The following is a 23523-nucleotide window of genomic DNA, read 5'->3' as shown; positions in this document are numbered from 1 at the left end:
CTTTTAAAACTTCATTCTCTGAATTCGAACCGCATTTAAAATCGCTAATAACGCTACACCAACATCAGCAAAAACAGCTTCCCACATAGTTGCCAATCCGCCTGCACCAAGAATTAAAACAAAAGCTTTTATAACGAAAGCTAAAATAATATTCTGCCAAACAATCTTTTTGGTTTGTTTTCCGATATTGATTGCCATTGCAATTTTACTTGGTTTATCATCCTGAATAACCACATCTGCGGTTTCGATTGCGGCGTCGCTTCCTAAACCTCCCATTGCAATTCCGACTGTGCTTAAAGCAATTACAGGTGCATCGTTTACTCCGTCTCCAACAAAAGCAATCGTTTCGTTTTTGGATTTAATTTCGTTGACTTTATTGACTTTATCTTCTGGAAGCAAATCTCCAAAAGCTTTAGTAATTCCAAGTTTATCAGCCACAAACTGCACCACATTAGATTTATCACCGCTTAACATAGTCAGTTTTACACCTAAAGATTTTAGTTTCGAAACGGTTTCTTTGGCATCTTCTTTAATTTCATCTGCAATGGTTAAATAACCTGCAAACTTTCCATCATATGCAATAGCAATTGTGGTGTAAACTATTGTTGAAGGATCAATATCATACGAAATATTGAACTTATCTAGAAGTTTAAAATTCCCAACATACAATTCTTTTCCATTGTAAGAAGCTTTTAATCCATGTCCCGAAATTTCTTCGATATCTTTTAATTCTACCGCAGGATCAATCGGACCGACATAATTATGAATCGCTGTTGCAACAGGATGTGAACTTTTATTTTCTAAAACATTAACCCATTTTAAGATTTCGTCTTTATCAAATTCAGGTTTTACAACAACTTCCTGCACTTTAAAAACACCTTCGGTCATCGTTCCCGTTTTGTCAACCACAACATTCTGAATCGTCGAAATGCTATCTAGAAAATTACTTCCTTTAAATAAGATTCCGTTTTTGCTTGCAGCCCCAATTCCTCCAAAATAACCGAGCGGAATACTGATAACCAACGCACAAGGACAAGAAATTACCAAGAAAACCAAAGCTCTGTACAACCAATCTGTAAAAACATAATTATCTACAAAAAGCATCGGAACCAAACAAATTGCAATTGCTAAATAAACCACAATTGGCGTATAAATTTTAGCAAACTTTCTGATGAACAATTCTGCTGGCGCTTTTTTGGTTGTGGCATTTTGAACCAACTCCAAAATTTTAGATAATTTGCTATCATTGTAAGCAGTGGTAACTTTTACTTCGGTAATTGTATTTCCGTTAATCATTCCAGCCAGAACGGTTTCACCTTTCTTCTTGGTATCAGGTTTACTTTCTCCTGTTAAAGCCGCGGTATTAAACGAAGCCGAATCGGATAATAATTCGCCATCCAACCCAAGTTTTTCTCCTGCTTTAAGCTGAATAATAGCTCCAATAGAAACATCTTTAGCTTTGACTTTTACAGCCACATTGTTTTCTAAAACATGTACTTCATCAGGTCGCTGATCGAGCAGACTTTTGATACTCGATTTTGCTCTACTAACTGCCATTCCTTGAAAGGTTTCTCCAATCGTATAAAACAGCATAACCGCAACACCTTCTGGATATTCGCCTATCGCAAAAGCACCAATTGTCGCAATACACATTAGGAAAAACTCAGAAAAAACGTCTCCTTTAACTATACTTTCATAAGCTTCTCGAAGAACAGGAAGCCCAACTGGAAGATACGCAATCGCATACCATACAATTCGAACATATCCCGTAAACCATTCTTGCGGAAAATAGTTATCAAAACCAATTCCGATTATCAATAAAACAAAAGATATAATCGATGGCAGAAACATTTTAAAAAGCCCCCCTTCGACATTATGTTCATGGTCATGCCCTCCGTGATCATGCCCGTCATGATCAGAATGTACAGGCTCGTCATGAGAACAACAACAGGAAGGTTTGGTTTTAGATTTTGTATTTTTTATTTCTTTATCTTGATGTATCATTTTTGAGTTTCAGGTTTCAAGTTTCAAGTTTTGGACTCTGGAAACTTTGTTGAAAATTATGTTCTAAATTTAAGCAATTTGTATCGTTTTTTTGCCACAAAGACACAAAGGCACTAAGTTTTTTTTGTTTAATTAAGGTTAACCACACTATTTGTCATTTCGACGAAGGAGAAATCTCCGTAAGCAACTCCTCACAGCGTTTCGCCAATCTTTGTCGAGCTTCTCGCGGAGATTTCTCCTTCGTCGAAATGACAAAAATGAGAGAAATATCAATTGCCTCCAGCTTTAGCTGGAGATTATTTGGAGCTAGTGTCAATGGCTTTAGCCTAAAATCGTAAGTTTGGCTAAAGCCATTTAAATTCTCTTATTGAACACCTCCAGCTAAAGCTGGAGGCAATTCAAAAACTTTGCAACTCTGCGATTTTGCGAGTATATTTTATTCCTATATAAAAAGAGACTTTGCGTCTTTGCGAGCATATTTGACTACAGCATAAAAAGCCTCAGAACCTTAGCAACTTAGAATCTTAGCACCTTCAAAAAACACTAGTGAGAATGCTCTCCTCCGCCCTTCATTGCTGAAAGCAGATAAAATGCACCTTTCGTTACAATTTTAGCATTGGAAGGAACATCATTTACAAATTTCACTTCTGTGAAACCTAAATCTGTTGTTCCTGGAATTACTTCTATCGCTTTAAAATGAATTTCTTCTTCGTGAGCTTCTTCTTTTTCACCTTCCTTGTGTTCGTGTTTTTCTTCAGCATGATTTTCTTCTTGAATAAAAACATAGAATTTATCTGCATTTTTCACCACCGCATCTTTTGGCAATGCTGGAACTGTCGCGTTTATAATATTAATATTTGCCGAAACGTACATTCCCGGAATCAAGTCTTTGGCGTCGGCTGGATCAATTTTGGCATGAACAGCAACGGTTTTACTTTCGTTAGAGAAAGATTTATTGATTCCGAAAATCTTTCCTTTAATTGATTTATTGGACTGATTCGTTAATACGAAGTCAATTACCTGCCCGATAGAAATCGAGCCCAAATCTTTCTCATAAACATTCAAATCTAAATGCATCTGACTGTTATCAACGACTTCAAAAAGCGAAACTCCTGTGTTTGCAAAAGCACCTTTCGCAATATTGATTTTCCCCACAAAACCATTTATCGGAGAAACAATTGGCACCACCGATGTTGTTCCTTTTACGTCTACATGCAAAGCATCGAGTCTATTTTTGGCTGCTTGCGCACGAGCTTTTTCAGCCGCTAATTTGGCTTTTACTTCCTGAAAAGTTTTTCTCGGATTTACATTTTCATCACTCAACGTTTTCTGGCGATTGTATTCTAATTGTAGATATTCAACATTCGCAATAGCCGATTGGTAATCTTCCTGCATTCCGATAACTTCCAGATTTTGAATAGTGGCCAAAACTTTTCCTTTGTTTACGAATGTTCCTTCCAAAACAAAAATGTCTTTTACTGTTCCGCCAATCAAAGTCGAAACCTCAGCAGAGTTCTGCGGAGGGACTGTTGTGTAACCATTTGCCTTGATGATTTTATTTAGATTTCGATCTTCTACAATTCCTGTTTCAATTCCGACGGTTTTGTATTGCGAAGTGGTTAAAGCAACTTCAGTCGTTTCTTTTTCTTCTTGCTGTGGTTCTTCTGTTTTCTTTTCATTACAGCTTTGAAAGGTAACCGCAAAGAGCGCTAAGATTACGCAAAGCACGCCAAGTTTAATTTCTTTGCGAACTTTACGCTTTGTCTTTGCGTGCTTTGCGGTTAAATCACTAGATATATTTTTCATTTTTAATTTTTAATTTTTAATTACTCTTAATGGTTGGAAATTGAAGTTCGATAGCACTTTGATTGTAGCTGTGCGTTGCCTCTGCAAATTGTTTTTTAATATCAATGGCCTGATTTAAAAAGCTGATATACGACCAATAACTCATATCACCATTGGCATAACTTTTCTGAGCCGTTTCAATAATCTGATTCGCATATTGTGATCCTTCATTTTGGAAATAAGCCAAATTCTTCTGTTGTTTTTCGAAGTTGTTTTGCAATTCTTCTCTTTGCAGATTCAAAATCATTTTGTTTTTAACTAAAGCCAATTGTGACTGCGAAATACTGATTTCTGCCGCTTTTGCTTTGGTGGTATTAACGCCTCCAAACAGCGGAATCTGTAATCCTGCCGTAAAACCTTGAAACAAAGATTCGGTATTTATGGTTTGAGCAAAATAGCCTAAACCAACTTTTGGCGTACGCAAAGCTTTAAATGTTCCCGCTTCTTTTTGATAAACCGTAATCTGCTGATTGTAAAAATCGGTCATCAAAGTCTCGGCTTTTGTGTTTTGCCCATTTTCTATAAAAGTGTATTGCAAAGAAGTATTTGAGTCTGGAACAATATTCTCATTGGTCTGAATGAAAAACTGCAATTGCTTTTGATAAATAGCCAAATCATATTCTAACTGTGCTTTCTGCGTTTCAATTTCTTTGACTTTGGCTTTGGCGCTGATGACTTCAATGTTTCCGCTTTCACCGGTTTTAAAACGTAATTCGGCATTCTTTAAAAATTTCGTATAAATCTCATTCAATTCTGAGTTTAATTTTTGAATTGAAATTCCATACAAATATTGATAATACGCCAAAGTCACCGCTTTTTCTATTTCATACGAAGACAATACTTTTCGTTTTTCGGCCAATTTTGCCAGTTGTTCTTGCAATTGTCGATTGGCTTTTGTGATGTTTCCTAACGGAAAAAACTGTTGTACCGAAACATTATGATCATAATCAACACTATTGAACTGACCGCCTTGATATTGCACTTGAAGCGGATCTGGCTGAAAAGCCGCTTTTTTAAGAACCGTTTGTTTTTCGATTTCTTTATCGGCTATTTTTAAGTCGATGTTGTTTGATTTGGCAAGTTCTATTGCTTTTTCTAGGCTGATTGATTGTTGTGCAAATGTTGCAGTGCTTGCTAATAGAAATGTGCTTAACCACGCATTTAACCGCAAAGTTCGCAAGGTTTTTTTCGCAAAGTTCGCAAAGGTTTTATACTGTATTTTATATATTGAATTCATTCTTTTCTTTTTTTTAATTTCTTAGCGTTCTTCGCGTAAATCTTTGCGCTCTTTGCGGTTAAATCTCTCCAGCAATAAATACAAAATCGGCAAAACGATTAAAGTCAATAAAGTTGCTGAGATTAAGCCGCCGATTACTACGGTTGCTAATGGTTTCTGTACTTCTGCCCCGCCACTTGTGGATAACGCCATTGGCATAAATCCTAATGAAGCTACGGCTGCGGTCATTAAAACAGGACGCAAACGGGTTTTAGTCCCAATAAGGATTCGTTGGAATGCATCTGAAATTCCTTCAGATTTTAATTGATTGAAATATGAAATAAGAACAATTCCGTTTAAAACTGCGATTCCGAATAAGGCTATAAAACCAATTCCAGCCGAAATACTAAACGGCATTCCTCTCAGCGAAAGTGCAAAAACACCTCCAATAGCAGATAACGGAATTGCTGTAAAAATCAGCAACGCTTGTTTGACACTTTTGAAAGTGAAATACAGCAAAACCAAAATCAGCCCTAAAGCAATTGGCAAGGCAACTGAAAGTCTTTTCGAGGCTTCAATTAGGTTTTCGAATTGTCCTCCATATGTTACGTAATAACCCGCAGGAAGTTTGAAACTTTTATCCAGTTTAGCCTGAATTTCTTCTACAATGCTTTTAATATCTCTTCCGCGAACGTTTAAACCAACGGTAATTCTTCGTTTTCCGTCTTCGCGTATAACTTGCACAGGACCTTGTTCATATTCCACAGAAGCAACTTGAGAAAGCGGTACTTGTTGGCCATTTGGAAGCGGAATAAACAAATTACTGACATCCGTAATATCGCCACGATTGTTCTCGTCCATTCTTACTACAACATCAAACCGTTTGCTTTCGTCGTAAATCTTTCCAGCCACTTCTCCCGCAAAAGACGAACGAATGATTTGGTTGATATCCGAAATATTCAATCCGTAAAGCGCGATTTTATCGTAATCGTATTTGATTGTAATTTGTGGCAATCCCGTTACTTTATCGGCTTTTAAATCTCCAATTCCTTCAATTCCTTTTATTTTCGAAATCAATTCGGTTGCTTTTGCATCCAAGATTTCCAAATCATCACCAAAAATTTTGATGGCAATATCTGATCGGCTTCCTGTCATTAATTCGTTAAAACGCATCTGAATGGGTTGAGAAATTTCGATATTCGCTCCTGGAATAATTTCCATTTCTTCTTTCATGGCATTTGCGAGTTCTTCCCAATTATGGTATTTGCCTTTCCATTCTTTTTTGTCTTTTAGAACAATAATCAAATCGCCACTTTCAATCGGCATTGGGTCGGTCGGAATTTCACCGCTTCCTATTTTGGTTACAATCGTTTTGATTTCAGGGAATTTCGCTTTAAGAATCTGTTCGTATTTGGTCGTCGTTTCAACCATCTGCGTAAGCGAACTTCCCGTCATAATTGTTGCATTAATTGCCAAATCACCTTCTTCAATTGTTGGAATAAATTCACCTCCCATATTTTGGAAAATGATAAACGCCAAAGTGAATAATCCAACGGCAATAGAAAGCACTATTTTTTTAAATTCTAAAGCTTTTTTCAATAATGGCGTATAACGATTTTCTAGCCAGGCAATCATGCGATCGCTAAAATTCTCTTTATGTTCTGTTTTCTTTGAAAGAAACAAAGCGCTCATCATCGGAATATAGGTCAGAGAAAGAATAAAAGCACCAATAATGGCAAAACCAACTGTCATCGCCATTGGTTTGAACATTTTTCCTTCTGTTCCAATTAAAGCTAGAATTGGCAGATAAACAATCAAAATGATAATTTCACCAAAAGCGGCACTATTCCTGATTTTGGAAGCCGAATTATAGACCTCTTCATCCATTTCTTCCTGAGTCAATTCTTTTTTGTTTTTGAATTTCTGCAGATGATGCATAGTGGCTTCGACAATAATGACAGCTCCGTCGACTATGATTCCGAAATCTATCGCGCCAAGACTCATAAGGTTTCCGCTTACGCCAAAGGCATTCATCAGAATCACAGCAAACAACATCGCTAATGGAATAACAGAAGCGACAATTAATCCCGCGCGAAGATTTCCTAAGAATAAAATCAAAACGAAAATCACGATTAAAGCGCCTTCCAATAAATTCTTAGCAACTGTTTTTATGGAATTCTCTACGAGTTTTCCTCTATCAATAAAGGCTTCGGCAACAACTCCTTCTGGAAGACTTTTGTTAATCTGAGCCATTTTTTCGTGAACCCGATTTACAACAGCGCTAGAGTTTTCTCCTTTCAGCATCAAAACCATTCCCGAAACGATTTCTCCTTTTCCGTCTTTTGTTGATGCTCCGTAACGCAACGCAACGCCTTCGCGAACCTGCGCTACATTTCGAACCAAAACTGGCGAACCGTTTCGGTTTTTTACCACTACATTTTCTAGGTCTTTTATGCCTTTTGCCATTCCGACACCACGAATGAAATAGGTATATTGGTCTTTTTCAATATAAGCGCCACCTGTATTTTGATTGTTTTTTGCTAAGGCATCAAAAATTTCGGTAATCGTAACGCCCAAACTATTGAGCATATTTGGATTTACGGCGATTTCGAATTGTTTGAGTTTTCCACCCCAAGTACTTACCTCGGCAACGCCTTTAATCCCTTGCAATTGCGGAATAATTATCCAATCTTGAATGGTTCGTAATTCTACTGCGCTGTATTTGTTTTCGTAACCTTTTTTTGCGTAAACATCATATTGATAGATTTCTCCCAATCCAGTAGAAATGGGTGCTAATTCAGGAGAATTTACATAGGCTGGAATATTCTCTTCGGCTTCTTTTAAACGCTGAAATATCTGTTCGCGCGCCCAGTAAATATCAACGTCATCTTCAAAAACGACAGTTACAACCGATAATCCGAAACGGGAAATACTGCGGAGTTCTATCACATTGGGAACTGTTTTTACAGCTCTTTCAAGTGGATATGTAATTAATTGTTCGACTTCCTGACTTGCCAATGTTGGCGCAGTCGTGATAATTTGAACCTGATTGTTGGTTACATCTGGCAATGCGTCCAACGGTAATTTTTTAAGCGAATAGCTTCCCCAAGCAATCAACACAAGGGTAAATAGTAGTATAACGAATTTGTTTCGTATACTAAACTGAATGATTTTATCTAACATTTGATTTTATAATGACGTGAGAAATTAGACAACTAAATTGCCTTTAAACGTGTGGAAAGTCCACAACTCTCTCGCCCGTTTTCGATTCCGATATTTATCGGAACTGAACAGGCTTAATCATTATACTATTTGAGGGGGTTGCCAAATACTTCCGTAGAAATTGGAAATAAAAACAGAATTATAATTGGGTAAAGGAATTGAAATTTGAGTGTAGGTTTTAGGAAACTCAAAAGTTAAAGGAGCTTGATAACTTAAAACCTGCGCTCCGCAGCAATTACAGGCACAAAATGGAGAACATAAATCATTGTCCTTATCGTGAGAATGATTGTCCTCGCTTGCAAATTGGGCTGTTTTATGCATAGCACTATTCACTTCCATATCTGCACAAGGCATATTTGAAAGTGCCATCAAATAAATTGACATTATAATTGCTATCCATTTCATGTCTGTAAAAATAATAATTTATTGTTTTCCTTTTCAAAAAAAAAGTTAATCAACTGGTAACGAAATACTTTTATTAAAATTTTATATTCAGGAAAAGATTTTTTAGTTAACTTTAACACTAATTAACTTCTTTTTTATTCTAAAACTCTACGCCTAGGAAACAAAAATTAACAGCCGAAATATAGTATAAGAATACATAAGCCCTATTTATTTTACGCAGTTTTATTAATTATAAACAATTTAATCAATGAAATGTACTAAACTAATATCAGCCTTTTTCTTATTATTTAGTGTTCAATTTTTCGGTCAGGTCTACACTGACAAAATCGTAGGAGAAAAAAACCAACAATTAAAAGACAGTCTAAAAGTCGTAGAATATCCGTATGCATTACCCATTTGGGGAGAAAAAGTGGCTCAAAAAGGCTACAAACTTCCTTATTCTGCTGGACTTTCCGTCAATTATTTTTGGCAGGATTCTCAAATCGTAATCAATGATCTTCAAGTTGGTTTCAACAATGGACCAATGTTCAGTCTAGATGAAATTGTACGATTTGATAAATCTCATGTCGAAGCTGGTGCAATCACTATTCGTCCTGATATTTGGCTACTTCCGTTCCTAAACATTTATGGCATTTTGGGAAAAGCAAATACAGCAACCAAAATAAATGCTGGAATTTGGATTCCTGATGCCGATAATAATTGGTCGCAAATAGCTAGTTTTAGTACAAAAGCTAATTTTAATGCCACTACATTTGGTTTGGGTATGACACCTACAGTTGGTATTGGTGGCGGATGGCTCGCCCTGGATATGAACATGTCTTGGACCGATATTAGTTCGCTTGATAAACCCGCTTTTTCGTATGTCTTTGGTCCACGATTAGGAAAAACTTTTAAACCTTTTAGAGATAAAAATCAAAATATTGCATTTTGGGTTGGTGGTTTCCGTGTTCATATTTCCGGAGATACCAACGGAGATTTACCTTTATCTAATTTTATTGATTTAAGTAATGCTCAAGAAAAAGTGGACAATGGTTTAACAAAAGTAGCAGAAAATCAAACTCAAGTCGATAATTGGTGGAATGGCCTTACTCCTGCTGAGCAAAAAAATCCTTCTAATGTAGTCAAACATAATACTGCCAATCGAGCCTTAGAAAGTGCCGGAAACCTTTTGGCAACTTTAGATGGCGCTCTTAGTACTGCAGGTTCGTCATCTGTGCAATATTCACTTCAAAAAAGACCAAAAGATATGTGGAACTTTATTATAGGATCACAATATCAATTAAACCCGCATCTAATGTTTAGAGTTGAAGGTGGTTTTCTAGGAAGCCGAACACAAGTTTTAGGCGGTGTTCAATATCGATTTGGACTATAAATCCGATTTTATGAAAAAAGGTTTATACATAATTCTCGCTCTCTTTTGCATCAATCAAGCGAAATCGCAAGTTTTAATATCCTTGATTTTTGGAGACAAACTGAATTCTCCTTTTTTGGAATTTGGTCTTGAAGGCGGATTGAATCTTTCTGATATTTCAAATCTAGAAAGTTCTGGTCTAAATCCTGGTTTTAATCTTGGTTTTTATTTTGATGTTCGTTCCAAAAAAAATCCTGCTTGGATGATTAATACGGGCGTAATTGTAAAATCACCAATGGGCGCGCGACATATTCCGGTTTATTCTTTAGACGATGCAAATCTGGACAACACTTTTGCTGGTGGTACTGTAAATAGAGAAATTCGTTATTTTAATGTTCCGATTTTAATCAAATACCAATTCAAAAATAGAATTTATCTAAAAACAGGGCCTCAATTAGGACTCCTTGCTTCTGCTTTTGATGAATTTTCGAATGAAATCAATAAAAATGATGTTACTTACAAGAAAAAAATCAGAGATGAAATTCGTGTAATTGACGCTGGGATTGCCTTTGGAACAGGTTATCACATGAATATTGGCAACGGATTAAATATTACCATTCAATACTACTATGGATTGGTTCCTGTTATGAAAGGAGATGGCCCAAATGTTTACAATCGATCTCTTTATCTAACCGCTGGAATTCCTATTGGAAAAGGAAAAGCGGCACAAAAAAGAGCTGAAAAAGATGCCGAAACGAATAAAGTAATTTTACCAGAAAATCAAAACTAATCCTGATTGATTTCTTTTATAAATTCAAGAATTTCTTCTGTTTTTAAAATAAAATCTGGCGCAACATGCAAAATAGCATTGTTGGGCATAAACGACATTTCTGCCGAAAGAGGATTCTGTACAACAGTTATTCCGCCTGCTTCTTTAACGGCTTTCATTCCGACTGTTCCATCAGAATTAGAGCCCGATAATAATATTCCAATTAAATGAGAACCATATATTTCGGCAGCAGATTCAAAAGCAACATCTATGCTTGGTCTGCTGTAGTTTATTTTTTCTGAAGTATCTAATGAAAGCGTTTCCTCTTTTTCAAATAACAAATGGTAATTCGAAGGCGCGATATAAATAAAGCCAGGCTTTAACGACACTTTATCTTCTACTTCCTTTACTTTGATTTTTGATTTTAAAGCAATCAAATCTTCTAAGGTTTGTTCGTCTGAATTTTTTCTGTGCACCACAATAACAATAGCAAAAGAAACAGCATTTTCTATAAACGGCAAAATTTGCAGTAATGCCTGCAAACTTCCAGCTGAACCTCCTATTATGACTACTTTACAATCTTTTATTCTTTTATTTTCCTCCATATTTTCTCTTTATCAAATTGTTTGTATTTGGTTGGAGATATAGAATATTTTATAGTTTCTTTTGTACCAAGGGCTAAAAACCCTAAAACAGCAAGGCTATCATCAAATAACTTAACGACTCTTTGCTGTAGATTATTATCAAAATAAATTAAAACATTGCGGCATAAAATCAGATCAAACTCATTAAAAGAAGTGTCTGAAACCAAATTATGTTGTGAAAAAACCATCTTTTCAGAAAGGTTATCATTGAATTTTGCAAAGCCGTAATTGGCAATGTAATAATCGGAGAAATCTTCTTGCCCTCCAGAATCCCGATAATTATCTGCATAATCTTTTATCATTCTGAGCGGGAAAATACCACTTTTTGCTGTTTCCAAAACGGATGAATTAATGTCTGTTGCGTACAATATGGATTTGTGCAATAAACCTAATTCTTTCAACATAATAGCCATAGAATATACTTCTTCGCCTGTAGAACATCCTGCATGCCATATCCTAATAAAGGGTTTGGTTCCCAATAAAGGCAAAATTTCTTTTCGAAGTGTCATATAAAAAGACGGATCGCGAAACATTTCTGTTACATTCACCGTAATTTCATCAATCATTCTTTTGCAATAATCCTCATCTGTACGGACTTTTGACAAAAACTCATGAAAATGCTTAAATCCATCCAAATAAAAAACTCGACTTACGCGTCTTTTCAGCGAGGCTCTGGAGTAACTTCCAAAATCAAAACCATAGTATTCGTAAACTTCATTTATCAGAGTTTCTAATTCAATATCTTCAATCATAATTCATTTAAATTTCCCCCAGGATTTGAAGTAATTTATCAACATCTACGGGTTTTGAGATGTATGCATCTGCCCCAGCCTCTAAACATTTTTCTCTATCTCCAGCCATTGCCTGTGCTGTTACAGCAACGACAAAGGTTTTTTCTTGTATCGGAATTGCTTTGATAAGCGGAATCGCTTCGTAACCATCCATTTCTGGCATCATCATATCCATTAAAACAGCATCAATCTCGCTGTCTTTTGCTAATATTTTTAAAGCTTCTTCGGCACTTAAACACGACAAACACTCGAAAGATCTTGCTTTTAAAGTATTTACCAAAGCAAAAATATTTCTAGAATCATCGTCTACAATCAACACTCGTTTATTTCCCATTTACAGCGCTTTAAAAATTAGATTTTATCATACAGCCAAACTCTTAGCAACGACAACAATTGATCAACATCTACAGGTTTTGTAATGTAATCTGAAGCTCCCGCTTTAATACATTTCTCACGGTCGCCTGTCATCGCTTTGGCAGTTACAGCAATTACGGCTAAGTTAAGAAATTTAGGATTACTTCTTATCTTTTCAGCTGTTTCGTAACCATCCATATTTGGCATCATCATATCTAATAATACAACGTCTGTATCTGGATTTTCATCTAAAATTTTAATCGCTTCTTTTCCATCAAATGCTGTAATAACATTCATTTTAAAAGCTTCTAAAGCTTTAGAAAGTGAATAAATATTACGAACATCATCATCTACAATCAATACTTTTTTCTCAAACAAAATATTGTTTAGTGAATTGAGCTTTTTAGGACTTTCTTTTTTATTATTTCCATCTTTCTTTTCTTCTACTAAATGAAGGAAAAGCGAAACTTCATCAAGCATTCTTTGGTAAGAATGTGCTGTTTTTACAATAATTGAATCGGCGTATTTTCTAATTTTCAATTCTTCTTTGATTGATAAACTTTTCCCTGTAAATACAATTACTGGAAGATTTTCTAATCCTGGACTTTTCTTAACGCCATCTAAGATTTCATACGCTTGTTTATCTGGAATTCCCATATCCAAAATCACACAATCTACTTCTTGTTTTCCTAAGGCAGATAAACCTGCTGAAACTTCGCTTTTTATCTCCGAATTGATATTGTAAGTTTCTAAGAAATACGCCAATGCTTTTGCGTGTTTCGGGTTATCTTCAATAATTAAAACCTTTTGAGATTCTTTATTAATGATGTGTTCGATACGCATAAAAACTTCTGGAATTTTATCAAAAGCTACTGGTTTGTCTAAGAAATCGACAGCACCTTTTAGCAAACTTTCCTGTTTCAGTTTGTGCGAAGACATAATGTGTACCGAAATATGTTTGGTCTGAGAATGATTTTTTAATTCTTCTAAAACTTCCCAACCGCTCTTAATTGGAAGTTCAATATCCAACAGAATTCCGATTGGTTTATAAATTAAAGCAAAGTTTAAAGCATAATCTCCTCTTACGGCTACAATTCCTTTGTATCCTTTTTTCTGAGTAAAAGCCAAAAGTGATTTTGCAAAATTGATATCGTCTTCAACAATTAGAATAACTTTATCACCTTCTACAATAGAATCACGATCATCTTCAATTTCTGCAGGCACCACTTCGCTGATATATCTTGGTCTTGCTTCTTCGTTTCCATATTCTTCCTCAATTACTTCTACATCTGGAATTTTAGTAACAGAAACTTTATTTACAGCAAATCCTAAAACTGGCAGACATAACGTAAACGTACTTCCTTCGTTTACTTTACTGTGAAGCACAATTTCTCCTCTTAATAATTTGGCAAGTTCACGGCTGATTGACAATCCTAAACCTGTTCCTCCGTATTTACGTTTTGTTGATCCGTCGGCTTGTTGGAAAGCTTCAAAAATTAAGGGTTGTTTTTCTAACGGAATTCCGATTCCTGTATCTTTTACGATAAAGCAAATCACTTTGTCATTGTCCGAATCTACTTTTATTTCAAGAGAAACAGTTCCTTTTTCTGTAAATTTAATCGCGTTCGAAATCAAGTTTTTCAGAATTTGCTCCAAACGCATTTTATCTGTTTTGATAACAATTGGAGCATCTTTAGAAATAATTTGAAAATTAATTCCTTTCTCTTTTGCCACTAAGAAAAACAAGTTATGAAGGTTGTCTACAATTTCCTTGGTAGAAACATCCAAGAATTCCAAATCCATTTTACCCGCTTCAATTTTAGATAAATCGAGGATTTCATCAATTAATCCAAGTAAACTGTTTCCTGAACTCTGAATTACTTTTGCAAACTCAATTTCTTCATTATTCATGTTTTTGTTGTTATTTTCAGACAACAAACGGCTTAATAATAAAATCGAATTCAGCGGAGTTCTTAATTCGTGCGACATATTGGCCAAAAACTCTGATTTGTAACGTGTAGTTAACTCCAGTGCTTCTGATTTCTTTTGGATTTCGGTATTTTTTTCTTCTAATAAAACACTTCTTTCAGAAAGTTCTTCGTTGGTTTGCTCCAGTTCTTCCTGTTGTACGCGAAGTTCTTCTTCCGATGCTTGTAATTTTTCAGTTTGTGCTTCCAATTCCGCATTGATAGCTTCCAATTCGCTGTGTTGAATTTGAAGTTCTTCCGATTGCGATTTGGTTTCTTCCAAGAGTTCCATTACTCTTTTACGGTTTTGCGTTGCTTTTAACGCAATTCCGATATTATTGGCTACTAATTGTAAAAACTCTAATTGCAATACAGAAAAACCATAAATACTAGCCAATTCTACTGCTCCTTCTACTTTGAAATCCATTAGCGGAAGCGCCACAATGTGAGTTGGTTTAATTTCTCCTAAAGCATAATTAATCTGAATATCGTCTGGAGATAAAGTTTTCAATTCTAACATTTTACCAGAAACAATTGCCTGACCAATTAAGCCTTCCCCTTTTTTAATTCTTTCGCGATTTTTACTTGGAATATAACTATAACCGCCAGAAATTGCCATTTCTTCTCCATCCAAAACATATAAAACACCGGCACTACTGTTGGTATATTGGCATAAAAACTCGATTACGTCTTTAGATAATTTCTGCATCGTTTTTTCGCCCAGCATTTTATCATTTAGCGAAGCAACGCCAGATTGCAACCATTCTTTTTGAGACAATAATTCGAACGAACTTTTCAAAGAATCTTTCATTTCATGAATAGAAGTTCCAAGCGCACCAAGAGTATCCGCTTTTCGATCATCGATCTGTACGTCGTAGTTTCCTTTTGAAATTTGTGTAGCAATACCTCCAATTACTTGAAGTCTTTCAGCTGTTTCTTTATCTTTCTTCAGTAATTCTTGTTGTAATAAAGCTCTTTCGTTAAAATCTTTCAGAATTCTAGCTAAAAAGACAATTGATATAATAAAAGCAATAAAAAAAGCAATAACGATCAAAGTCAAACTATAAGTACCATAACGTTCTGAATTCGAGTTACGTTCTTCTAAAAGTTTTTGTTCTGTATTTTCAATTTTTTTGATGATCGCTCTCATTTCGTTCATCATGTTTCGGCCTTCATTCAAGTCGAAGATCAGTGTTTGTTTGCTTAAACGCTTTTTGACGATTTGATTATTTAAGTATTTAAAGAACCCGGAACGTTTATCTCGTAAGGTTTCTAATAATTTTTTCTGAGAAGGATTATCAGCAGTAAGCTCATCTAACTTTTCAAAATAAGCATTTGATCTGTTTTCAGCATCATTGAAGCGATCTACAAATTGCTCGTCGCCCGTAAGCAAATAACCACGCATACTGGTTTGCGCTTCTGTAATAATTGATGAACCTTCATTCAAATTGTAAATTACATCTTGAGTGTGATTGACCCAAAAATTACTGCTTAATAAGCTTTTGATACTAATAAATGAAGCAACTGAACTAATTGTGAGTACAAGTAGTGAGACAAGTGAACTTATTAATAAATTTCTTTTAAAATTGCTCTGCATAAAGATTCTATACTTTTATTTATTGGTTAATGGCAGTACAATTATAAAACTTGCACCTTCTCCTTGTTTACTTTTGGCGGTAATTAATCCGTTATGTTTTTCTATGATTTTCTTGGCAATTGCTAGTCCAATTCCGGTTCCTTCGTAGGTTTGACGGTCATTTAAACTTTGAAATATAATGAAAATCCTATCGAGATAAATTTCGTCAAAACCTATTCCGTTATCTTTTACGGTGATTCTGCAAAAATGTCCTTCTGGCGATGTTGGGCTATCAAAAGATTTTTCTACAATAATTTCAGACGTAATTTCTATAACTGGTTTTTCTTCACTTCCTGAAAATTTCAATGCATTTCCAATCAAATTCTGAAAAACCTGACGCATCTGACTCGGAATACTATCAACCGTCGGAAGTTCATTAGTTTTGATTTCAGCACTTTTATTCTCAATCAGATAATCAAAATCGGATAGAACTTCTTGCAAAACTTCATTTAAATCTGTTTTTTCTGGTTTTACTTGAGCCGAAAGTCTCGAATAAGCCAAAAGATCGGTAATTAAAGTCTGCATTCTTTCTGCCGATTTTATAGTTCGATTTACGTAATCGATTGCTTTATCATCGGTTTTGAGATAAAGGTCTTTTATAATTTTAATAAAAATCTGAATTTTTCGGATTGGTTCATTCAAATCATGCGAAACTACCCATGAAAACTGCTGTAATTCATGGTTTCGAAGCTCCAGTTCTTCATTTTTCTGAACCAGTTCTTTTGTTCTTTCTGCAATTTTAATTTCCAGATTGTCCTGCGCTTCTTTTCTAATTTTAATTTCTTTAGAAAGAAGGTCTTTCATTACTTTGAGTTCATTTTGCTGTTCGTAGATTTTAATGAAAGTTTTTACTTTTAAAATCAGCAAATCAGAGTCTACGGGTTTTGTAATGTACTCTACAGCGCCTGTTTCATAACCCTTAAAAATATATTTCTTTTCGGTATTAAGAGCCGAAAGAAAAATAACCGGAATATCTTTGGTACGTTGGTTTCCAGAAAGAATCTTTACCACTTCAAAGCCATCAAGTCCTGGCATTTGAACGTCCATAATAATAAGGCAGTAATCTGTTTTTAGAATTTTCTTTAAAGCTTCTTCCCCAGATTCGGCACTATCAACATCGATATTATGCAGCTCTAATGTTTTCTTTAAGGCAATAATATTGGCCCTTATATCGTCTACAATTAATACCATGTCTGGAGTTTAAATCTGTTGTAAGTCAAAATGATTGAATTTAAATAATATAAAAATTTTCCTATTTTTTTAATAATTTGAATAAGTAAGTCTTTAAAATGGCATGTAAATTCTCAAATGTATAAAAAAATAAACGAGCGGGTTTTTTATCTAAAATAAAATATTTTACACAATTCCCACTTTTGTTTAAAAATCATAGGCTTTAGAATGATACTTAAGTTATTAGAAAATTTCCTGTTATTTTAACATTTCTTACTATTGAGTGTATTTTCATACAATTTTATATGTTTTATTTTTATTGAGGCAAACAAAACTTCTTTTAGGACAACTCAAAGTTCTTTTATGAGCTAATTTTAAGTGAGAAAAAATGTTTAAAAAGAGACAAATCATGAAAAAGATAAAAACATTCCCCGAACAAAAACAAAATCTTCCCGGCAACGAACATATGATGAATCCAGAGCCGGAAATCATTAGAGAGAATTATGTTGGAAGCGGTAAATTATTAGGAAAAACAGCTTTTATCACTGGCGGAGACAGCGGAATCGGTCGAAGCGTTGCCGTTCATTTTGCCAGAGAAGGTGCCAATATTGCTATCGTTTATTTGAAAGAAGACAAAGACGCTCTTGAAACCAAAAAAATGATTGAAAAAGAAGGACAGCAATGTCTTTTGATAAGTGGCGATTTGAAGGATGAAAAATTCTGTAAATCTGCTATAAAAAAATGCCACACCACTTTTAAACATATCGATATTATTGTGAATAATGCTGCTGTTCAATTTCCGCAAAGCGAATTGGAAAAAATAACCTCAGCACAACTTCATAAAACTTTTGAAACCAATATTTACCCTTATTTTTATATCACAAAAGCAGCTCTTCCATTTTTAAAAGAAGGCGATACGATTATCAATACAACGTCTGTAACTGCTTTTCGCGGAAGCGAACATCTCGCCGATTATGCTAGTACAAAAGGTGCAATTGTCAGTTTTACAAGATCGCTTTCGAGTATGCTGGCTAAGAAAAAAATACGTGTAAACGGTATTGCGCCAGGCCCAATCTGGACACCGCTGATTGTCGCCAGCTTTGACAAACTATCCGATTTTGGAAAAGACAATCCGATGGAAAGAGCTGGACAACCGTCTGAAGTAGCGCCTGCCTATGTATTTTTGGCCTGCGAAGACAGTAGTTACATTACTGGACAATTTATTCACATTAATGGAGGGGAATTAGTTGGTGGGTAATTTTTTAACCACAAAGGACGCAAAGTTTTAAAAAACTTAGAACCTCAGCCTCTCAGAACCTTAGAACCTTAAGAAATGAACTACATAGATATAATTGGTTTATTTGCTGGAGCTTGTATCACAATCTCAACAGTTCCGCAGATTTTGAAAGTTTGGAAAACCAAAAAAGTAAAAGAAATTTCGCTTAAAATGTTTGCCATTCTAACTTTTGGAATCGCGGTATGGATTGTGTATGGCATTTTGAAAAGCGATTGGCCTATTATTATTACAAACAGCATTTCGCTTTTTTTAAACTTGATCATGGTTTATTTTATTCTGCATTACGAAAAAGAATAATTCTCTTAAAAATAAAAAAACAGCTCGGTGAAGCTGTTTTTTTTGGTGAAGAATATGTGAGGCTTTCTAGCTAGCTAATTTTTGGTTGTATGGTTTTAATTCTAATTGCTGTTTTAAAGTTCGTGTCTGCAAACTTCTTTTAATGAATTGCAATGGCGCAATTACAGCAACTGTATGTAACTTTTTGATTTCATTGATTTGCTTAGATGCAAAATTCAAAATCGGGTTAAAAGCAGTTAAATAATTGTAACTGTGCTGTGCAATTTCCAGTTCTAAAATTTCTCGTAAAATACTTCTCATCAACAAATAACGAACTGTTCCTTGTTTCGGAATTGTATTTAATTCTTGAAACTTCTGTTCTATTTTATGATTTTCGGATCCGGTATAGATATAATTTCCAGATTCGTTTGTAAATATTCTTTTAACATCCGAAACAAACTCATTCTCTACATTTTCTACAATTGTTGGAATTCCGATTAATGAAAATTGAATGTGTTTATGACTTTCAAAATACAAAACACTGTTTATTGATGAGGAATTACTCATAATACCAGATTGATTTTTCTCTAAAGATTTTAGGTCTCCATTTGCACCAAAACTGTGCAAAAGACTCCCTTTTTCGCAATACACAAAAAATACTGGAATGAAAGGATTAGACTCAATACTCAAATTTACTTCTTCATTAAAAGTGAGATCAAAATTCAGGTAAGTCATTTCTTTTTCAAAGCGAGCTCCAGAAATACTTCCGTTTGCCCATTTTGATTTGAAAGTAAGTTTATACTCATTGGCTGTAATCGTTAAGTCACCACCAAAACTATCTTTAAAATTATTAAAGACAGCATCAAATCCTCCAGTGTTTATGTAAAGTTTCTTCATTGTATAGGTTTTGGTTTAATAGAAATGTTTGTGATTATTACATAAAAACCAACTTTGGTTTTATTTCATTTTCTATACTCCAAATTTCGTCTATGTTGTCAATCAATTCTTTATACAATTTTGGAGAGATATTTCATAATTTCTTTATTGAAGTAACAAAGGTTCAAAGTAACAAAGTGACAGAGTTTTTTAAGCATAAGTCTTTTCCTCCTTTGTCTCTTTGGACCTTTGTCACTTTGTTACTTTGAACCTCAAAAAAAAGCAGCTGCCTCAAATAAATTTGAAACAACTGCTCATCAGCAAAATAAAAATACCAATCTATTTCTATTCTTTATATCACTTCATTTATATCTGAATTTTTCGAATAATTGGCTTTTGGTATATCTTTAAAGAATTCTGCTTCTTCCAAATCTGCTGTTGGGCCATATCCTAATAAATGAGTTCCTTTTCTATTATCTTTTGTCTCGATCACATATAAAATAGACATATCATCTGGATCGCTCATACCTTCATAGCGATGGTGTGCTACAATAAAAATATCTTCAGGCTGATATACTTCTTTAGTTTCTGCATCAATCAAATGATTGTCTTCAAACAAATATGTTCCTGTATAACCTTGCTCCGTATATTTTTTTATATAGTCTATCTCGTGTTTTGAATCTTCTCGTTTCATAACTTTTATTTTAACTGTTTATCAAATTTCTGCATTGAAAACAGATAAAATTAACTCTAACGATTTTAATCTTAGCTCATTCAAAAATCGGCTTCAATTGAATATTTATTTTTTCTTAATTTTAACTGTGTTTAAAATTAGTTAGACATTTTTATACGACCTTTAATATCAGTACAAGACCATAACAATCCTTTTTTAATGAACACTAATTATGATTTTTTGGCAAACGGAGGAGAAATGGGTAAGCTTACCCGTGCCAAAGATTGGAGCAAAACATCCGTTGGACCAATAGAAAATTGGCCGCAGAGTCTTCGTACGACTCTTGGCATTTTACTAAACTCCAAATTCCCAATGTTTTTGTTTTGGGGACAAGATCATATTTGTTTTTATAATGATGCTTATCGTCCTAGTTTAGGAAACAATGGTAAACATCCGTCTATTCTTGGCGAAAAAGGTGCGGAATACTGGCCAGAAATCTGGGATTTTATTAAACCTTTAATTGATCAGGTTCTGCAAAAAGGTGAAGCTACATGGCATGAAAATCAATTGCTTCCGATTTATAGAAACGGAAAAATGGAAGATGTTTACTGGACCTTTAGCTACAGTCCTGTAAATGATGAAAACGGAAAAACAAACGGTGTCTTAGTTATTTGCAATGAAACAACCAATCAAGTACTTACTCAAAAAAAACTGGCAGAAAGCGAAAGACGTTTTAGAAATACAGTCAAACAATTACCTCTTGGAATCTGCATTTTGAAAGGAGAAGATCTAGTCGTTGAAATGGCAAATACCACTTATCTTCATATTATTGACAGAACAGAAAATGATCTTTTGAATAAACCTATTTTTGATTCTGTTCCCGAATCTAAAGAAACAGCCTACCCAATTTTGAAAAATGTTTTTGAAACTGGTGAACCTTATTTTGCAGATGAATTTACTGTAACATTAAATCGTTACAACAAAGAAGAATTAGCTTATTTTAATCTTGTTTTTTATCCTTTAAAGGAAGAAAATTCCATTACCGGAGTTATTGTTGTTGCTTATGAAATAACTGAAGAAGTAAAAGGAAGACATCTTCTAACTGAAAGTGAAAAAGCATTTCGAAATATTTTTATGGATTCTCCTATGGCAATGGCTATTTTTAGAGGGAAAGACCATACTATCGAGTTAGCCAATCATACCATGTTGTATACGATTTGGCAAAGAGAAGAAAAAGACACTATCGGAAAACCTTTATTGGAAGTTTTTCCTGAATTAGCCAATCAAAAATATCCAGAATTATTAAATGAAGTGCGTGATGAAGGCAAAACAATCCGTGAAAACGAATCAATTGCTTATGTGGATATTAAAGGAAAACTAAAAAAATTCTATCTCGATTACGAATATACGCCGCTGTACGAAAAAAACGGAAAATCGTCTGGTATAATGGTAACTGTCAATGATGTTACTTCTAAAGTTAAAGCCAGAAAAAAAGTCGAAACTGCAGAAGAAAGAGCCAGATTAGCAGCAGAAATTGGAGAAATTGCTATGTGGGATTTAAATCTTCAAAATAAAAAACTAATCTACAGCGATAATTTATTGGAAATTTTCGGTTTTGAAAAAAGTACTAAAATCGTGCATCAAGATATTAGAAACCGAATTCTTCCAGAAGATGAGCCTATTGTTCTGAAAGCCTTTGAAAAAGCTTTAAAAACGAGTATTTACAGATATGAAGCGCGCATTCAGAAATTAGACCAAACCATAAGCTGGATAAAAGTTCATGGCAAGATATTTTATGATGATAACAAAGAACCTGCAAAAATGATCGGAACGGTAATGGATATTACCGATGAAAAAGAAAATCAGGAAATATTACTCAAGAGCGAGAAAAAATTCAGACTCCTTGCCGATTCTATTCCGCAATTAATTTGGACAAGTGACTCCATTGGAAATCTCAATTATTTCAATGAAACTTTTTATAGCTATTGCGGATTTTCGAAAAAAGAAATTGAGAAAAACGGCTGGCTGCAAGTCGTGCACCCAGATGATCGGGAAGAAAATGTAAAACTCTGGATGGAGTCTGTAAAAACAGGACATGATTTTCTATTTGTACATCGTTTTAAACGTTATGATGGCGAATACAGATGGCAACTCAGTCGTGCGATTGCACAAATAGATGAATTCGGCAAAATACAAATGTGGGTTGGTACCAGCACTGATATCGAAGAACAAAAAAACTTTACCAATCAACTAGAAGAACAAATTATTGAACGTACCACACAACTGGAACTTAAAAATCGAGATTTAGTCAATATGAATATCGAACTACAGTCGTTTGCTTATATCTCAAGTCATGATTTGCAGGAACCTTTGCGTAAAATACAAACTTTTGCCAGCCGACTTTCAGATTTGGATGATCAGAATATTTCGGCAACCGCCAAAACCTATTTGGGAAGAATTGAAGTTTCGGCAAAAAAAATGCAAACTTTAATACAAGATTTACTTACATATTCCCGCGCCAATTCAGCCGATCGCGTTTTTACAACTGTGAAAATAAACGAAATTGCCGAAGAAGTAATAAGCGATTTCTCAGATCGAATTGAAGAAAAAAATGCTATTGTAGAATATGGCGATTTAGGCGAAGCCTCACTCATTCAGTTTCAATTTAGACAATTGCTACACAATTTGGTCGAAAATGCCTTGAAATTTACTCGCAAAGATGTTATCCCAAAAGTAAAAATTTCAGTCACAGAAGTGAATGGGAGTTCGTTACCAGAAGCTGAATTCAAAGACAAATTATATCATCATCTTAAAGTTTCTGATAACGGAATAGGTTTTGAACTTGCCTATAAAGACAAGATTTTTGAAGTTTTTCAGCGTTTGAACACTGAAAGCGAATTTAAAGGAACAGGAATCGGTCTAGCGATTGTGAAAAAAATCGTTGAAAACCATAAAGGTTTCATTACAGTTTCTAGCGAAAAAGGCAAAGGATCTGTATTTAATGTCTACATTCCCGATTTATCGTAA

At 34.6% G+C, this 23523-nt stretch carries 17 protein-coding genes; 5 read left to right on the top strand and 12 right to left on the bottom strand.

Annotated elements, in window-relative coordinates; genetic code table 11:
* Positions 1-3: 3 nt before the first annotated feature.
* The 5 genes from VGE71_RS05470 to VGE71_RS05450 all read right to left on the bottom strand — a co-directional run bounded on the left by VGE71_RS05470 (position 4) and on the right by VGE71_RS05450 (position 8692).
* Positions 4-2004 carry a heavy metal translocating P-type ATPase gene (locus VGE71_RS05470; RefSeq protein ID WP_331137401.1) on the bottom strand — a complete coding sequence of 667 codons (2001 nt, stop codon included), beginning with the start codon at positions 2002-2004 and terminating at the stop codon, positions 4-6.
* Between the two features lie 543 nt (positions 2005-2547).
* Positions 2548-3810: an efflux RND transporter periplasmic adaptor subunit gene (locus VGE71_RS05465; RefSeq protein ID WP_331137400.1), complete on the bottom strand. Its 1263-nt coding sequence runs from the start codon at positions 3808-3810 to the stop codon at positions 2548-2550.
* Between the two features lie 16 nt (positions 3811-3826).
* Positions 3827-5086, bottom strand: a complete 1260-nt coding sequence (locus tag VGE71_RS05460) for a TolC family protein (RefSeq protein WP_331137399.1) — start codon at positions 5084-5086, stop codon at positions 3827-3829.
* A gap of 21 nt (positions 5087-5107) precedes the next feature.
* Positions 5108-8248 (bottom strand): CusA/CzcA family heavy metal efflux RND transporter, encoded by a 3141-nt coding sequence (locus tag VGE71_RS05455; protein ID WP_331137398.1) that lies wholly within the window; start codon positions 8246-8248, stop codon positions 5108-5110.
* A 120-nt stretch (positions 8249-8368) separates the two neighbouring features.
* Entirely contained in the window at positions 8369-8692 is a 324-nt protein-coding gene (locus VGE71_RS05450; RefSeq protein WP_331137397.1) for a DUF6660 family protein, read from the bottom strand.
* Positions 8693-8939: 247 nt separating this feature from the next.
* Between VGE71_RS05450 and VGE71_RS05445 the strand changes: the two genes are divergently transcribed.
* Positions 8940-10064 carry a hypothetical protein gene (locus VGE71_RS05445; protein ID WP_331137396.1) on the top strand — a complete coding sequence of 375 codons (1125 nt, stop codon included), beginning with the start codon at positions 8940-8942 and terminating at the stop codon, positions 10062-10064.
* Positions 10065-10074: 10 nt separating this feature from the next.
* Positions 10075-10833, top strand: coding sequence for a porin family protein (locus VGE71_RS05440; protein WP_331137395.1), 759 nt, complete (start codon positions 10075-10077; stop codon positions 10831-10833).
* On the opposite strand, the gene VGE71_RS05435 is transcribed toward VGE71_RS05440, so the two are convergent.
* Genes VGE71_RS05435 through VGE71_RS05415 form a run of 5 tightly spaced genes read right to left on the bottom strand, consistent with a single transcriptional unit; the run spans position 10830 to position 17395 of the window.
* On the bottom strand, positions 10830-11417 hold the full coding sequence (locus VGE71_RS05435) for a chemotaxis protein CheB (protein WP_331137394.1): 588 nt from the start codon (positions 11415-11417) through the stop codon (positions 10830-10832). The two genes, VGE71_RS05440 and VGE71_RS05435, sit on opposite strands and share 4 nt — an antisense overlap.
* On the bottom strand, positions 11396-12208 hold the full coding sequence (locus tag VGE71_RS05430; protein ID WP_331137393.1) for a protein-glutamate O-methyltransferase CheR: 813 nt from the start codon (positions 12206-12208) through the stop codon (positions 11396-11398). The genes VGE71_RS05435 and VGE71_RS05430 overlap by 22 nt, the downstream gene beginning before the upstream one ends.
* 7 nt (positions 12209-12215) lie before the next feature.
* Complete coding sequence (locus VGE71_RS05425; protein ID WP_331137392.1) at positions 12216-12581, bottom strand: response regulator; 366 nt, start codon at positions 12579-12581, stop codon at positions 12216-12218.
* Positions 12582-12598: 17 nt separating this feature from the next.
* Positions 12599-16165, bottom strand: a complete 3567-nt coding sequence (locus tag VGE71_RS05420) for a response regulator (RefSeq protein WP_331137391.1) — start codon at positions 16163-16165, stop codon at positions 12599-12601.
* 15 nt (positions 16166-16180) lie between these two features.
* Positions 16181-17395 (bottom strand): hybrid sensor histidine kinase/response regulator, encoded by a 1215-nt coding sequence (locus VGE71_RS05415; RefSeq protein WP_331137390.1) that lies wholly within the window; start codon positions 17393-17395, stop codon positions 16181-16183.
* Between the two features lie 388 nt (positions 17396-17783).
* On the opposite strand from VGE71_RS05415, the gene VGE71_RS05410 reads away from it, so the two are divergent.
* Positions 17784-18632: an SDR family oxidoreductase gene (locus tag VGE71_RS05410; protein WP_331137389.1), complete on the top strand. Its 849-nt coding sequence runs from the start codon at positions 17784-17786 to the stop codon at positions 18630-18632.
* Positions 18633-18707: 75 nt separating this feature from the next.
* The gene (locus VGE71_RS05405) at positions 18708-18968 is read left to right on the top strand and encodes a SemiSWEET transporter (RefSeq protein ID WP_331137388.1); all 261 of its coding nucleotides are present in this window, start codon (positions 18708-18710) and stop codon (positions 18966-18968) included.
* Between the two features lie 66 nt (positions 18969-19034).
* Here VGE71_RS05405 and VGE71_RS05400 read toward each other — a convergent pair whose 3' ends face one another.
* Positions 19035-19844, bottom strand: coding sequence for a hypothetical protein (locus tag VGE71_RS05400; protein ID WP_331137387.1), 810 nt, complete (start codon positions 19842-19844; stop codon positions 19035-19037).
* Between the two features lie 331 nt (positions 19845-20175).
* Positions 20176-20517, bottom strand: a complete 342-nt coding sequence (locus VGE71_RS05395) for a hypothetical protein (protein ID WP_331137386.1) — start codon at positions 20515-20517, stop codon at positions 20176-20178.
* 198 nt (positions 20518-20715) lie between these two features.
* Between VGE71_RS05395 and VGE71_RS05390 the strand changes: the two genes are divergently transcribed.
* Entirely contained in the window at positions 20716-23523 is a 2808-nt protein-coding gene (locus tag VGE71_RS05390; RefSeq protein WP_331137385.1) for a PAS domain S-box protein, read from the top strand.

Origin of the sequence: Flavobacterium sp., assembly GCF_036405015.1 — a bacterium.
Taxonomy (GTDB): domain Bacteria; phylum Bacteroidota; class Bacteroidia; order Flavobacteriales; family Flavobacteriaceae; genus Flavobacterium.
The sequence above is the reverse complement of the archived record's forward strand: the minus strand, read 5'-3'. Positions and strand labels throughout refer to the sequence as shown.

Excerpts from the sequence above, each read along its gene's own strand:
- VGE71_RS05430 (WP_331137393.1), bottom strand. The coding sequence starts at position 12,208 with ATGATTGAAGATATTGAATTAGAAACTCTGATAAATGAAGTTTACGAA.
- VGE71_RS05420 (WP_331137391.1), bottom strand. The coding sequence starts at position 16,165 with ATGCAGAGCAATTTTAAAAGAAATTTATTAATAAGTTCACTTGTCTCA.
- VGE71_RS05400 (WP_331137387.1), bottom strand. The coding sequence starts at position 19,844 with ATGAAGAAACTTTACATAAACACTGGAGGATTTGATGCTGTCTTTAAT.
- VGE71_RS05470 (WP_331137401.1), bottom strand. The coding sequence starts at position 2,004 with ATGATACATCAAGATAAAGAAATAAAAAATACAAAATCTAAAACCAAA.
- VGE71_RS05465 (WP_331137400.1), bottom strand. The coding sequence starts at position 3,810 with ATGAAAAATATATCTAGTGATTTAACCGCAAAGCACGCAAAGACAAAG.
- VGE71_RS05395 (WP_331137386.1), bottom strand. The coding sequence starts at position 20,517 with ATGAAACGAGAAGATTCAAAACACGAGATAGACTATATAAAAAAATAT.
- VGE71_RS05445 (WP_331137396.1), top strand. The coding sequence starts at position 8,940 with ATGAAATGTACTAAACTAATATCAGCCTTTTTCTTATTATTTAGTGTT.
- VGE71_RS05410 (WP_331137389.1), top strand. The coding sequence starts at position 17,784 with ATGAAAAAGATAAAAACATTCCCCGAACAAAAACAAAATCTTCCCGGC.
- VGE71_RS05415 (WP_331137390.1), bottom strand. The coding sequence starts at position 17,395 with ATGGTATTAATTGTAGACGATATAAGGGCCAATATTATTGCCTTAAAG.
- VGE71_RS05405 (WP_331137388.1), top strand. The coding sequence starts at position 18,708 with ATGAACTACATAGATATAATTGGTTTATTTGCTGGAGCTTGTATCACA.
- VGE71_RS05425 (WP_331137392.1), bottom strand. The coding sequence starts at position 12,581 with ATGGGAAATAAACGAGTGTTGATTGTAGACGATGATTCTAGAAATATT.
- VGE71_RS05390 (WP_331137385.1), top strand. The coding sequence starts at position 20,716 with ATGAACACTAATTATGATTTTTTGGCAAACGGAGGAGAAATGGGTAAG.
- VGE71_RS05440 (WP_331137395.1), top strand. The coding sequence starts at position 10,075 with ATGAAAAAAGGTTTATACATAATTCTCGCTCTCTTTTGCATCAATCAA.
- VGE71_RS05435 (WP_331137394.1), bottom strand. The coding sequence starts at position 11,417 with ATGGAGGAAAATAAAAGAATAAAAGATTGTAAAGTAGTCATAATAGGA.
- VGE71_RS05460 (WP_331137399.1), bottom strand. The coding sequence starts at position 5,086 with ATGAATTCAATATATAAAATACAGTATAAAACCTTTGCGAACTTTGCG.
- VGE71_RS05455 (WP_331137398.1), bottom strand. The coding sequence starts at position 8,248 with ATGTTAGATAAAATCATTCAGTTTAGTATACGAAACAAATTCGTTATA.
- VGE71_RS05450 (WP_331137397.1), bottom strand. The coding sequence starts at position 8,692 with ATGAAATGGATAGCAATTATAATGTCAATTTATTTGATGGCACTTTCA.